Annotated in this window: 10 protein-coding genes; 2 read left to right on the top strand and 8 right to left on the bottom strand. The window is 39.4% G+C overall.

Going from position 1 to position 14,081, the window contains the following annotated elements; all coding sequences use genetic code 11:
• Window positions 1–115 precede the first annotated feature (115 nt).
• The 6 genes from VK159_RS21595 to VK159_RS21620 form a co-directional block, all read right to left on the bottom strand.
• A complete protein-coding gene (locus tag VK159_RS21595) occupies window positions 116–838 on the bottom strand; it encodes a hypothetical protein (RefSeq protein ID WP_324232249.1) in 723 nt (240 codons plus the stop codon).
• Window positions 839–880: 42 nt separating this feature from the next.
• Window positions 881–1,591 (bottom strand): hypothetical protein, encoded by a 711-nt coding sequence (locus VK159_RS21600; protein WP_324232250.1) that lies wholly within the window; start codon window positions 1,589–1,591, stop codon window positions 881–883.
• A 27-nt stretch (window positions 1,592–1,618) separates the two neighbouring features.
• Entirely contained in the window at window positions 1,619–2,299 is a 681-nt protein-coding gene (locus VK159_RS21605) for a hypothetical protein (RefSeq protein ID WP_324232251.1), read from the bottom strand.
• 530 nt (window positions 2,300–2,829) lie between these two features.
• Window positions 2,830–3,726, bottom strand: coding sequence for a hypothetical protein (locus VK159_RS21610; protein ID WP_324232252.1), 897 nt, complete (start codon window positions 3,724–3,726; stop codon window positions 2,830–2,832).
• A gap of 47 nt (window positions 3,727–3,773) precedes the next feature.
• On the bottom strand, window positions 3,774–6,674 hold the full coding sequence (locus tag VK159_RS21615) for a TonB-dependent receptor (RefSeq protein ID WP_324232253.1): 2,901 nt from the start codon (window positions 6,672–6,674) through the stop codon (window positions 3,774–3,776).
• 167 nt (window positions 6,675–6,841) lie between these two features.
• Window positions 6,842–8,446: an amidohydrolase gene (locus tag VK159_RS21620; RefSeq protein ID WP_324232254.1), complete on the bottom strand. Its 1,605-nt coding sequence runs from the start codon at window positions 8,444–8,446 to the stop codon at window positions 6,842–6,844.
• A gap of 277 nt (window positions 8,447–8,723) precedes the next feature.
• On the opposite strand from VK159_RS21620, the gene VK159_RS21625 reads away from it, so the two are divergent.
• Together VK159_RS21625 and VK159_RS21630 are read left to right on the top strand one after the other, a co-directional pair.
• Window positions 8,724–12,425, top strand: a complete 3,702-nt coding sequence (locus VK159_RS21625) for a sensor histidine kinase (RefSeq protein WP_324232255.1) — start codon at window positions 8,724–8,726, stop codon at window positions 12,423–12,425.
• Window positions 12,422–13,180, top strand: coding sequence for a LytTR family DNA-binding domain-containing protein (locus tag VK159_RS21630; RefSeq protein WP_324232256.1), 759 nt, complete (start codon window positions 12,422–12,424; stop codon window positions 13,178–13,180). The genes VK159_RS21625 and VK159_RS21630 overlap by 4 nt, the downstream gene beginning before the upstream one ends.
• Before the next feature lie 114 nt (window positions 13,181–13,294).
• On the opposite strand, the gene VK159_RS21635 is transcribed toward VK159_RS21630, so the two are convergent.
• The gene (locus VK159_RS21635; RefSeq protein WP_324232257.1) at window positions 13,295–13,567 is read right to left on the bottom strand and encodes a DUF4242 domain-containing protein; all 273 of its coding nucleotides are present in this window, start codon (window positions 13,565–13,567) and stop codon (window positions 13,295–13,297) included.
• 130 nt (window positions 13,568–13,697) lie between these two features.
• Window positions 13,698–13,838 carry a hypothetical protein gene (locus VK159_RS21640; protein WP_324232258.1) on the bottom strand — a complete coding sequence of 47 codons (141 nt, stop codon included), beginning with the start codon at window positions 13,836–13,838 and terminating at the stop codon, window positions 13,698–13,700.
• Between the last annotated feature and the right edge of the window lie 243 nt (window positions 13,839–14,081).

Consider the following 14,081-nt stretch of genomic DNA (forward strand, 5'->3'; position numbering starts at 1 on the left):
TCGTTTTTCATTTTACAGTTGCATCCAAAAAAATAAATACGGCACTTCGGTTTTCCAACTGATTGAATTATTCCTGCTTTTTCATTTGTCAACTAAAATCGTTGGCCGTATCAACTTATTTACATTCATATTCATACTTCATAAAGATTGGCGACCGATTTCCCGGTTCTGTATACTCAACAGCAACAATTTTACCTTCTGTATCAAAGTCGTATTGATAAACCATGCCTCCACTTGATTTTAACAGGTTACTGCAACGCAATACTTCATAGCCCAGTAACATCTTATGCAAACTCAGCGAATAGTCTCCATCCTGTCTTGCTTTATCAGTATAGTACTGCAACTCCAACACAGCGGGAGAAATGCTGTTTTTCACCTCTACCATATTATGATTTTGCCAGGTATAGGTAATCGTATTAGTATAATTAGTACCTGAATAAGAAAGTACTGCGCTGGAAACTTCCTCTCCATTGTATTGATACGCTTCATTACGCCATGTCCCGGCTCCATCCATCTCTTCTGTCCTCACATTGGTAGCCAGTCCTGCCGCATTCACTGTAATATTTTTTATTTCCCTAAGTACTCCTAATACGCTAGTTGTTTTGGTAATTCTGTTTCCGGCGTATTCAAAATTTGAAACGCTTTCTTCCGTTTCCACTTTACTTATTTTTCCGGAGTTATTATAGGTTATATGAAATGTATCTTGCGATAATGACCAGATAAGCGTTACAATCCGGCAATGGGAATCTTTTTGTCCGTCATCCTTAACCGGGTGAGGTTTCTGACAACTCCAGATAAACACACTTGTTGCAAGCAGAAATAATATAAATTTTTTCATAGTCGTTTTTTATTATTTGTTAATCCGTATCCGCAGTATTCATTAGTTACACTCATATTCATATTTATAGACAAGAAAGGGTGCCACATTTGCAATAGAAAATGTTACAGTAACAATTCGTCCTTTTGTATCAAACTCATAGAGAATCTCTGCCTCTCCGATGGATTTTACAAGATTTTTAGATATGAATGGTTCATAACCGTTAAACACTGCGTTCATCCAGATATAATCGCCCTGCAGTTTCAGCTTATCGGAGTGATACGCATATTCAGTAGTTACACCGCTACTGTTTCTACTAATCATATTGTGATTCTGCCAGGTATAAGTGGTGGTTTGCCGGGTTGACGAGCTGCTGGTTGTATATAACCTACTGGTCACTTCTTCCCCTTTATATTCATACGATTCATTTTCCCAGTCAGTGCCGGATGTATTGAATTGATATCCTACATTAACAGGCAATCCTGCGGCATTACTGGTAACAATGGTTTTATAGTCAAAGGTCCCGTATGCAAAACCTGTTACTGTCGTCAGACCGTTCCCATATTCAAATGTTGTCTGTCTTTTTTTGCCCGACAACCTGCTTATTTTGCCTGCGCTATTATATGTAATCTTAAACGTATCGCTTCTCAAGTTGTCTATAACAGTTACAATCCGGCATGAGGGATTACCTGCGGGACTTCCATCAATTGGTTTAGATTTATTGCAGCTAACCAACACCAGTAGTAATACGGTTATCAAATAATTCTGTTTCATTCTGTAATTTTTATTTTCTCATTCTTTTTAGTTACACTCATACTCATATTTATAAACCGTCGTCGGGCCGATCTCTATAGAAGTAATTTTCCCATCTGCTTTGCGTGTATAAGTAAAGATTGCCCCGTCTATTGACTTCAGAAGATTTTTTGATCTGTATAAATCATACCCACTCAACAGTCCCTGAAGGAACAAATAGTCACCCTCCTGGCCCGGTTTATCCAGATCATATTCTAACCTTATTATTGTTGCTCCGGATGTTATTGAAATAAGATTGTGATTGATCCATGCATAAGCTGTAACAGATGGTGTTCCTCCTCCGGAATGTGTGCTGGTTGACCTGAAAAGTTCCTCTCCATTGTATTCATAGGTAGTATTTGCCCATTCCGTACCGGCTGCGTTAAATTCTGTTTTCACATTAATTGCTAAGCCATTCGCATTATTCGTAACAACCGTCCGGCCACTGTATAATCCGTTAATCACCTTGGTGATGGTGGTTGTATTCCCAGAATAAAAAAAGTTTGAAACAATTGTCTTAAAAGTTACTGCACTGATCTTTCCTTCATTGTTATAGATTATATGAAATGTATCATTTGTAGTAGGAGTAATAACAGAGGTCAGTCGACATGTACTGATAATATCATTGTCGCTTTTTTTACATCCATAACAAAAAAAAATAAAAATGGCTATGCCAAATAACTGTTTCATTAGTGTTTATATTTAAATAGTAAGCCAAGCCTGTACAAAACAAGCCTGGTAATTATCTGCTTTCAGATCCCTGCTTATAAATTTGAACTCCGTTATCGGATACAGATAATATTTTTTCTGTTTTTAATAGAACATTGCCTCTATGACAGAGACTCAGGTTAACGGAGGAACGCAGATGTTCAACTCTTGCACATTCTGAAAACGTAAGGCAGATATTCAGAAGCAATATCGGTATAACTATTACTCTCAATTTTTTTCTTTCGAATAATTAATAAATGGAATCACATGGAATAATTTACAGGCAAATTAAAATCAATACCTGCCAGGAAACAGATCAGTTTCCTATCGGCAATATTTTTTTTCCTTCCGGCTAATACATTTCAAAACTAACTACGATCTTATTTTGAACCATTTTACAGACTGCAAAAACGATCAGCCAAAAACACCGGGTTATGATGAAATAAAAAATGGGGAGCTGATTGTTACCAGTTTTTTCATCTTATCCGTCATGATGCATCCATTCTGTCGACTTAGTTAAAAATATATTTCATCCCCACTGAAGCCCCAGTGCCTTTTAAATAAATACGTCCTGGTTCATAGCTCACAAAACGCCAGGCAGTAAACTCATTAAAAAACTGGCCAGTGATAAATAACGGAAACCTTTTGAAAGGTTTGTACTCTGCATTTAAATTAGGCAAACTAAGAAAGGCTTTCACCCTTTGATCGAGAAGACCGGCATTTTTCTTTTCATTATGGGAATAATCAGTGCTGGCTTTAAAAGAATTCAATATCGTTATCCTTCCCATCACAGCAAGGTTAAACCGGTCACCCGCCTTTAACAACAGGTTACCCTGAAGAGAAAAAGTCAATTGATTAAGCCTATAGTACCTTTGGTAGGGAGCCTGCAAAAGAATTCCCGCCTCCTTCATATTAAATTGATGAAAATTTGCAACGATTGCTAAACTTCCAATTATTGGCTTGTAAACATCGGAAAAAAACTCTACTCCTGTTCCCATTGTATATCTTCTTCCAAACACGATAGAACTGTCGAAACCGGCATTATAAGCATTATAATCAAAATCAATCACTGGGCGGGGCTTGAGAGCAAACTGATTCCGTTCTTTTTTTACATCAGCGTAAACAAATACAAGTGTCCTTTCTTTCAGCATATATGATAAAGTCAAACCGAAACAATTATCACTGTTTCCAGGAACACTATCCTTAACATTTTCCTGTCTTGTATGGGAGAAGTAATTTGCTTCTATTGCTGTTGATCCTTTTTGCATTGGCACCGGAGATACAAGTGGAGATGCACTATAAATATTTCGTGGCCCTGTACATGAAAAAAGGAAACATACCGGGATTATTAAAAATCCCGGTATGTATAATTTTATGGCTCTTGATTTATTTTTTTTATCAATAAACATATTCAGTAACATTTAGGCATCCCGATTATCTGATTATTCATTTAAAGTCATTTAATAGAAAATGATAGCCTTGCAAATACAAATCTTCCATTAAAACCCATTTGCTGTACACGACGACTGTAGATAAATCTGCCCAATGATACATTAGAGCTATGTGTATGTGCATCCTGGTACACATCAAAGAGATTGTTTGCTCCGGCTGTCAATGTAAAGTGCTTAGTCAGATCGTAACTGAGAGATAGATCAGATACTGTTTTAGCCGCAAACTCCTGGTCGAGTGTTTCTTTCTGTCCTGTATATGCGTTTACTGGGAAAGCGCCGGGGTTAGCAGGATTAATGGTCGGATCAAGATAAGTTACCTTGCCAAAATAGGCGAAGCGAAGCATTACTCCGAATTTGTTATGGTTGTAATTAACCGTAAAATTGGCTTTTGAAGATGGGTTGGCTACTTCTATCCTGCTTTGATCTTCACGGTTAAAATAGTTTCCAATCTGACCGGAGTTAACCAATTTTTCAGATGCTTTAATCACCGGTTTACCATCCGCATCTTTTCTTACTTCATTTTTAATGAACGTTGCAGCCAGTGTAAACCTTAGTTTGTTTGCATGACCAAAAACGGTGTGATAACTTATGACTGCTTCCAGTCCTTTTGCTTTGGTATCAATTGCATTGGTAAAAAAGTTTGCTGTGGTTGCTCCATTGTCTTTTAGCAATTGAGCTAAAGCAGCATCCGTTCCACCATTAAAATTATTGGTCAATACAATCCTGTCCTTAATATTGATCAGATATCCATCGACTGTTATTTCCAAACCTCTTAATGGAGTGGCAGTAAATCCCACAGAGTAATTAGTTGATGTTTCTTCTTTCAATTTCGGAATACCGAGTATTTGAGCAGGCTTGCTGTCATTGGTAAAAGTTCCGCTTTCTGTAGGAACCAGCCCATTTGCCCCGGGTACAAATAATGTATTTGTTTTCGCATAATACTGTTGCTGCATACTAGGTGCCCTGAAACCCGAACTTGCAGCTGCACGAATCGTAAACTTACCGGCAAGTTTATAGCGTGAAGCAAGTTTATAATTCAATGTGCTTCCGAAATCACTGTAATTTTCAAAACGCAATGCAGCTTCCAGCATCCACTTTTCGTTAAAATCCTGTTCCACATCGGCATACAATGCAATATTGCTTCTGCTGAATGTTCCGGCAAACTGTGGTGTAAATCCTGCAAACACCTGTGCACCTGCCGCGGCACCAGAAGGTATGTCGTAATTTCTGTAGGATGATTCTTCGCCGGCTTTCTGTCCGTATTGATCAACTCTCAGTTCAGAACCAAATGCAAGGTTCATTCCATGAAGTACATTAAAATTTCTGCTGAAATCGAAATTGGAAGTGATTTGCTGAAACTTCAATTCACCTGCATTAAATGTTGTTTGTGCATTGCCGGTTGTTTGTACAGCAAACTGTGAATAGTTCACAGAATTATCAACCGTAAAACCAAATGTATTTACACCAAAGGTTTCGCTGAAGCTTGCATTCCATCGTCCAACTTTTCCCTCCAGTGCTGCCGATACAGAATAATCCTGGATATTACTGTTAATAAACGGAAGAAAGCCTTCGGGGTATAGTGACAGTGCCTGATTTCGATAGGTTGCAGATGCTCCGCTGAATACTGCATTTGGATAACGGTAAAAGCCGGCAGCTTTTCCATTTTTCCGGCTATATCCACCAAACACATTCAGGTTCCATCCGCCACCTATCGGAAACTGACTGTTTAACATGAATGCACCGCCCGAAATTTTTGAGTTACCAATACGCATATCAAATGTATTACGGTTGGTTCCTCTTGCGGCCATGATACTATCATCTTTTATCTGCCCGCCAACAGATGGATAAATCTGGCCTGTATAGGTTCCGGCACGGTTACTGTAATCACGGAGGTTATATTCACCACTGAAATTCATATACCCTTTGTTCTTAAATCCAAAACCATAATTCAATCCCGCCAAATAAGTACCACCATCATTTACGGTTATGTCCTTCACCGATGTATTACCAAGTTTTTTAAATCCAAAATCTTTGGTATAGCTGGTCACGTTTTGGCCAAAGGATATATTTCCACTTAACATGTTCGTATTTTTTTTCAGCACAATGTTGATCACTCCTGCTATTGCATCACTGCCATATTGTGCGGCAGCACCGTCTCTTAACAGCTCTACCCGTTCAATCGCTGAAAGCGGAATGGAATTAAGATCGGTTCCTACCTGGCCACGGTTCACCGTACCGTTTACATTTACCAATGCTGATTGATGGCGTCGCTTACCATTGATCAATACCAGCACCTGATCTGTACCCAATCCCCTCAGCTGCGCCGGGTCAACATGATCTGTACCATCGGCAATTGCCTGCCTGCTTGACTGAAAAGAAGGTGCGATATAGGTTAGTAATTGATTCAGATCGATCTGCCCCAGTTCTTTTATCATTGCAGCTACAGGTATCACATCAACAGGTACAGCTGTCTGTATTTTTGTTCTGGAAAGATTTCGTGTACCCACCACCGTTATTCCGGCCAGGTCTGCGGAAGGCTCCAATCCGATTGAATATACTGAAACATTCTCTTCGATCTTTATTGTCCGTGTTGTGTAGCCTGCATAACTAACTGTGAACGCTTTTACATTATTGTCAACCTGAAGGGTAAATGTTCCGTCATTCGCTGTTACCACCACAGCTGTTCTTCCTTTGATCATAATGGATGCAGATTCCAACGGATGATTATTCACACCGTCAACTACTTTACCTGTTATTGTCCGTTGTGCAAATGCCATAGCCGGCATGAACATACCAAGCATCATAATCAGTTTTGTATTCTGAAGATGCTTTCGTGAGCTAACCATTGTGTAAAAAAGCTTTCTAATAACATCAGCAACATGAACTGCGTAATTTCTTCTTCGCATATTTATTTTAGTTTTAATTAATGGGGCGCAAGGTAGAGCGTATGCCTGCCCGGCAAATTCCTCTTTTCCAATCGGCTCTTCTTTTTTCCCAATCGGACAGACACTGCACTGCTGCTGTTAATAAAATGAGAAGTGCTATGCTCCGTTTCTATTTTAATGATGTGTTTTTAGCGGAAACTTTCTGATAGCTGATACACGATGCGTCCATTTACCATTGTAAGCAAACTGTGTGTAGAAGAAAGTTGTTCAACAGGTATTGTAAAAATATCCTGCGACAATACAACAAGATCAGCCAGCATTCCCGGCATCAGCGTACCTTTTTCTTTTTCAGCAAACTCAGCGTAGGCATTTGTTTTTGTATATGCTATTACCGCTTCTTCCCTGCTGATATTTTCTTGAGGGTTTGCCTGCATGGTTGTAATAATTAAAATATCTATGAACGGGCTGGGCGTTCCATCAGGTGAAAGTGAAACAATAATTCCCTTATTGAGGAAAGATCGTAAACGGCCCGATTGCGCATACTTTGGTGTGTGCGCCATAATAATTCCCATGTCACGAATGGCCTTAATTTCTGCAGCTGTGGCATTGGCGGTGAAATTATGTTCAAAGCGTACCCGTTTCGATCTCCATACCGCATCGTTCCCGATTTTTTTCATCAATGATAAAACAACTGATAGCGTACTGTCACCAACAATATGCATCAGTAATTGCGTGTTGCTGTTATATGCTTCCCGTAAAATCTGTGTGATTGTATCTATTGGAAAATCCGTTCTTCCATACCAATCCGCACTATCTGGGTATGCTGTTTTCATTAAACAACTTTCATCAAAGGGGGTACCATCAATCAGATATTTTATACCTGACACATATACCAATGATGCCGGGTGTTGATCAACTTTTTTCCATTCGTCAATTTCCCTCCTCTTCATTGATGTGCCGGGAAATGGAATAATACGGATGCGTTGTGACAAATTAGCTTGGGTAAAAAAATCATTCATTTCGGAAGGAGAAAAATAGTTCATATGCTGAACAGTGGTTATACCCATAGCTATTTGTTGTTGGCTGATTTCCTGTAGTGATTGCACAACGTTTTCCGGCTGCGAAGAAGCTATTGCCTGTAAAGCGGGCCATTGCGCATATTCATACAATGCACCGGTTATTGTGTCACTTCCATCCTTTCTTCTGTACCAACCACCTAAGGGATCCGGCTCGTTTTCTGCGATGTTTAAGAGCTTCATTGCATACGTATTCAGTACCACTCCATGGCCCCACATGATCTGCAATTGTACAGGATTGCGGGGAGCAAGACTGTCTAAGGTCTTTTTGATCGTATGATCGTTATAAATGTTTAAACCGATCATACCCGAGATCCATTCACCCTGCCTTGCTGTCTTTACCAGCTTTGCCACTGAATCTATCACTGATCTTTTATCCGGACCCGGCACCGAAAACTCAGCCTGAAAAGAATTGCCGCCCTTTATGGCCCACCCCAAATGATCATGCGCATTATTAAAACCGGGTATGACTGTTTTCCCTTTCAGCTCTATTTTTTTTGTTTTAGCGCCCGCCAGTTTTTCAATTTCTGCATTTGTTCCAACCGCAATGATTTTGTTCTTTCGGATGGCAATTGCCTCCACATACAAGTTACTCTTCTCTGAGGTGAAAATTTTCCCGCCGGTTAATACCAGATCCGCATGTTGCGCAAACAGTTGCTGCGCATTAAAGCAACCAAGAGTTACAAGGATCATTATGAATGTTCTGCTGAATTTCATTATCAATTATTTTGTTTGATCACAATTTGTGCAAGTTAGAAGCCGGGCACGCTGAGTAATTCTGCTCCTTCCAACCGGCAATGCTTTTTTTCCTATCGGAACAGGGCCTGAATGAAAAATATTTTACAACGATTATTTTCTAACGGCAGGGTATTGGTGATAAACGGTAGAGCTGTATTATCCAAAGGATCACCAAAGAATCTCTGACGGTTTGCGGGGCCTTTTTATTGAAAGGCTGAGTATCTTTAAAGATATTTTAAACAGTAAGCTTTCTTCAATGAATTTGTGTAAGCTGCCTATTTTTATAGTGCTGTTAGTTTACCATACAATAACCGGCAGCAGCCATCTTGCCGCACAAGAAATTTATGAGCATAACTTTTTTCATTACAATCATCAACAGGGGCTTTCACATAATCTTGTGAATGGCATTGCACAGGATTCCATAGGTTATATGTGGATGGCAACTTCATGGGGGCTTAACCGATTCAACGGAACAGATTTCGTACAATTTCACAGCGGCAATCAGTATAATTCACTTCCCGAAGAATATCTCACAGGACTTGTATGGCTTAACAAAGAGAAGCTGGCTGCCAGCAGCAATTCCGGCTTGCATATTATCAATACCGTAACGGGAGAAAACCATAACCTGTTTATTCCCTACAAGAATAAACAGTACCAGTACAAGTTTAATACCCTTATGGCTGTTAACAGTAATTCAGTCGGGGATCTGTTTTTGCTTACCCGTTCCGGGTTTTATCATTTCGATAAAAATTATCGTCTCCTTTTCCGGTTTGATTACTACACATCAGATCAGGTAGCCAACACTGCGTTTTCTTTCGGAAGACAACTTCTGTTCTTAGATGAACAGCGTGTCGCTGTTATTTCCAGCGCAGGAATTTATTGTTACCTCGCTGAAAAAAAACAATTAATAAAAATCAATCAGGTCAATTGTCCGGAGTTAAAAGAATTCGTTGATTACCCTCAACCTGATTTGATTTTTTTTCCGGTCAAACAAGGTCGTTTTTTTGTGATGAACCTTGAAGTGGACAGCCTTTACTTTTATGATATTCCAAAAAATAAACGAAAGGCAACACGGTTGCCTTTTTCAAAGCCCGCAACAGAATTTGGCTATCGTTCAAGATTGTCAGTAATAAGTGATACACTGTTTTACCTGACCGGACACCTTTCGGGATTTTATCAAATCAGCATTGATCTTACATCTGATAAACTTACATTTCATCCTAAAAAATATTTCGCCCCTTATTATTGCAGTCAACTTCTGAAGGACAAAGGCAATCATCTTTGGATAGCTACCAACGATGGTGTGTTCAGAGAGCATAACAACCGTCCTTATGTGTTACAGTCTTCAATACCATCTTCGCTTCTGACACAATACCCCAATCTTATTACGGGTGATCTGTATGGCGATAGCAAATTTTTGTATGTCGCCACAAGGGGTGGAGCTGGATTATTGCTTTTTAATAAGGACTTAACCTATATCCGTAACATCAGTTTTGAAGGGTTCTGGAGAGATCCAAAGAACATTCATTCTGTTGAAGCAGTTAATCATCAACGTTTCCTCACAGGTATTAACGGGCCGCTATGCTGGTTCAATCCTGAAACCGGTCGTATTACTGAAATCAGGTTAAGTAATTGGACAAGAGACAGCAATTGGGTCGCCGATCTGTATACAGACCGTCATCAAAACATATGGATCGCTTCGGAACATATTTATAAGTATGATGCTGTTACGCAGCAATTTTCCATCCTGCCTTCACGGGGTATTCCCCTGGACAAAATAGTATGGCCAAAAAATATCCAGCAGGATGCATCAGGAGATATCTGGATATCGGGCCATGGTTTGATCCGTTATCATGTTAAGACCAAATCCTTTGACAGGCTCATCGATTCATTTCCCTATATTAAAATTCCGGATAAACAGGTTAATTCGTTTATAGCAGACCGCTATAACAATCTTTGGATTAACAGCAATAACAATGGGTTAAGTTGTTACAGTATACAAAATAAAACATTCCGTCATTTTACCCGTGACGACGGGTTGCCTGATCATAACATTGCATCGATGATTATTATCGGCGATAAGTTATGGATTGCCACCTATGCGGGGGTCGCCTGTCTTGATTTAAAAACTTTCCGGATAACCAGTTTTGGAAAAGAAGATGGATTTCCCAGTGAGCCCATTTCAAATGGCGCTGCTTTTTTTTATGATACGCTGCATAAAAAATTACACATCGGGTTTTCTCATACCATTGTGCGATTCGATCCGAACATCATTTCTCAAAAAAGCCCGGCACCCAGTCTTTTTATTGAGAGTATTATCAGCAACAATCAAACGAAATATGTTTCAGGCTGTACCAATTTCACAACATCCTGGCGCAATAACGAAATAAAACTAACCATTGGCACGATTAATTTTTTTACAGGAAAAAGCGAGCGTTTTGCCTACCGGTTTGTGAATGATGAACCAAGCCAGTGGCAGGAACTTGGCAGAAATAACAGTTTCAGTATTTCGAATCTGTCGCCAGGTTATCATCGTATACAGATAAAAGTTTTTTCCGCTACTAACCGTTGGACCGAGCAGATCAGGGAAGTTACTATTAAGGTACTTCCTCCTTTATGGAAACAAACATGGTTCAGGTTATTAGCAGTGCTCCTCATCATGTTCCTGCTTTATTCTCTATCGAACCGCAGGATGGCCGTCATCAGAAAAAAAGAAAGGGCTAAAACACATATCCAGGAATTAAAGGCTGAGAATTATAAAAATCTGTATAAACTCGAACAGATCAGCAACTATTTTTCTTCTTCTCTTTCTGATAAAATAACGGAGGAGGATGTATTATGGGATGTGGCAAAAAACCTGATCGGAAAAATGAATTACCCCGATTGCATGATTTACCTCTGGAATTCCGATAAAACAAAGATGATTCAAAAAGCTTCTTATGGTCCCAAAGGAACACCGAAGGCAATCACCTGTAATCAGTTTGATGTATCGCCGGGGCAAGGTGTAGTTGGTTATGTGATGGAAACGAAAGAGCCATTGCTGATTCCCGATACAAGAAAGGATGCCCGTTACCGTGTAGATGATATCAACAGGCTAAGTGAATTATGTGTGCCGATTATACATAACAATGAATTGATTGGCATTATTGATTCGGAACACCCCGACGTAAATTACTTTAAGGAACGTGATATTCAAATACTCACAACCATTGCCACTCTTGTAGGCAATAAATTAAAGCAGCTTGAATCCGAGCGTTCGCTTGAAATCAAACAAAAAGAAATTGCTTTCATCAATCAACAATTGGCAGAGGCGCAATTGTCAGCGTTGCAAACACAAATGAACCCTCATTTTATTTTTAATTCCCTCAATGCCATTAAGCGAATGATACTTGTCAATGAACAGCAAAATGCCTCCCGTTACCTCAGCAAATTTGCCCAGCTTATCCGCAGTACACTCAACCAATCCAAAGAATCTTTTACCACTTTACGTGAAAATATAGAACATCTTGAAAACTACCTGTTGATGGAAAAGCTGCGTTTCGATGATTCTTTTACATTCCAGATCATTATAGATGATCAGATTGATACAGAAGAAACCCTCCTGCCCACTTTCATGATTCAGCCATTGGCGGAGAATGCCATCTGGCATGGACTGATGCCGCAGGAAGGAGAAAAAAAATTAGTAATCAGTTTTACCATGCAGGATGAAATCATTTCATGTGCCATTGAAGACAACGGTATCGGGATCATCCGTTCTGAAGAATTGAAACGTTTAAGCAGACAGCATCATAAATCTGTAGGCCTCGATAATTTACGGAACAGAATCAAGATACTGAATGAAAAATATGATACAAATTGCACACTTGAATTGACTGATCTGCATCAATATGACGTTAATAAAACTGGTACCCGTGCAGTATTACAAATAAACACCATTACAATAAAATTTCCTATATGAGAGCAATCCTGGTAGATGATGAACCCAGCGGCATCCTTACCTTACGAAAAATGCTGGAATTGAATTGTCCGGAAGTACAAATTGAAGCAACCTGTTCCAATGCCACAACAGCCATTCAAAAGATCGAGGAAATTCATCCTGACCTGATCTTTCTTGACATCAGGATGCCTGGTAAAAGTGGTCTTGATATCATGGCAGAACTGGCCGATACCGATGCTCAAGTCATCTTTGTTACAGCTCATAACGAATACCTGTTGCAGGCATTGCAGTTCAGCGCTGTTGATTACCTGATGAAACCAGTAGATGAAGACAGATTGATAGAATCCGTGCAACGTGTCGAAAAAAAATTAAAGCAGAAAAAGAATACAACTCAAACCGAAACATTACTGTACAATATCAACAAGGCCGGCACTCCATTAGAAATGAGATTATGCCTTCCTACTCAAAAAGGATTTACTATTGTTAAGCTTGAAGAAATTCTTTATTGTGAAGCACAACGAAGTTATACCCTGTTCCGCCTGGTCGATAACAAATCAATCCTGATTTCGAAACCTTTGTTCGATTACGACAAACTTCTCGAGGACACTGTTTTTTTGCGGGTACACAAATCATTTTTGGTGAATCTGATGCATATAAAAGAATACACACGGGGTGAAGGCGGCACTGTTATTATGAGTAATGGTATGGAAATTGAAGTAAGCCGCAGGCGTAAGGAACAATTCCTCATAAAAGTCAAAGAGTTTTTCAGGTATTAATAAAAAACAATCAGCCAGGCCCTTCACCTGATCATTTATAAAAATTCCAACTATGTATTCCAGCAGCAAATAAAACAGTTACACATCGCCGTTACAACAGCGTACTGCACAACTCTACTCAGCTGTTGTTGGGTCAATCGTTGACAGCACTTCACACACAGCATTTGCAGGAAAGCCTCCCTGCTTTGCATGTTCACGAACCTGTTCTTCATTTTCTGCAATGTAAATGCAGTAAATCTTATCTCCGGTTACGTAACTATGCAGCCATTGAATTTGCGGTCCCATAGCATGTAACACGCCACAGGAAGTCTGTGCAATTTCTTTCAATTGATCCGCAGAAAGGTTTCCTGCTCCGGGTATTTCTCTTTCTATTACGTACTTGGGCATGTTTATTTTTTTATTATTAGTTATTCAACTGGTTTCTCAGTCCCTGCTCTTTTCTGAAGCGGCTGTCGATCTTATTACGCTTTCGTTTTTTTTCATCACATCACCTACAATGTTTGCGTGGCGTGAATGGTCAACATTTGTCTTTGTCATCAAAACGATATCCCATTTCTATAAAGACATCTCTAATACCTTCCGTCAGTGCTTCTGAAAAAATTGAAGACCTGCTGTTATACTTTCTAATCAGATCTGCAAAAAAATGTAATGCTTTCATGCTGTAAAAGAATATGTTTAAAGTTCAGCATATCAGCTTGTCAATAACATCATAATTACCAAATGGCGGCTGTTAATCGCTCAACTGTATGTTTGCTTTTACCAATGGTAAAAAATCGCATGCATCACAATGACAGGAGCGTTTTTAGCCGGATTCATGCTGTCAATACCAAGCGATTTATCTATCGCCGGTCAACACAGCTTTTTATGGAGATAGTTAACATTGTTTTGCTTTTTTACTATG

It is taken from the genome of Lacibacter sp. (genome assembly GCF_035299325.1).
GTDB lineage: Bacteria > Bacteroidota > Bacteroidia > Chitinophagales > Chitinophagaceae > Lacibacter.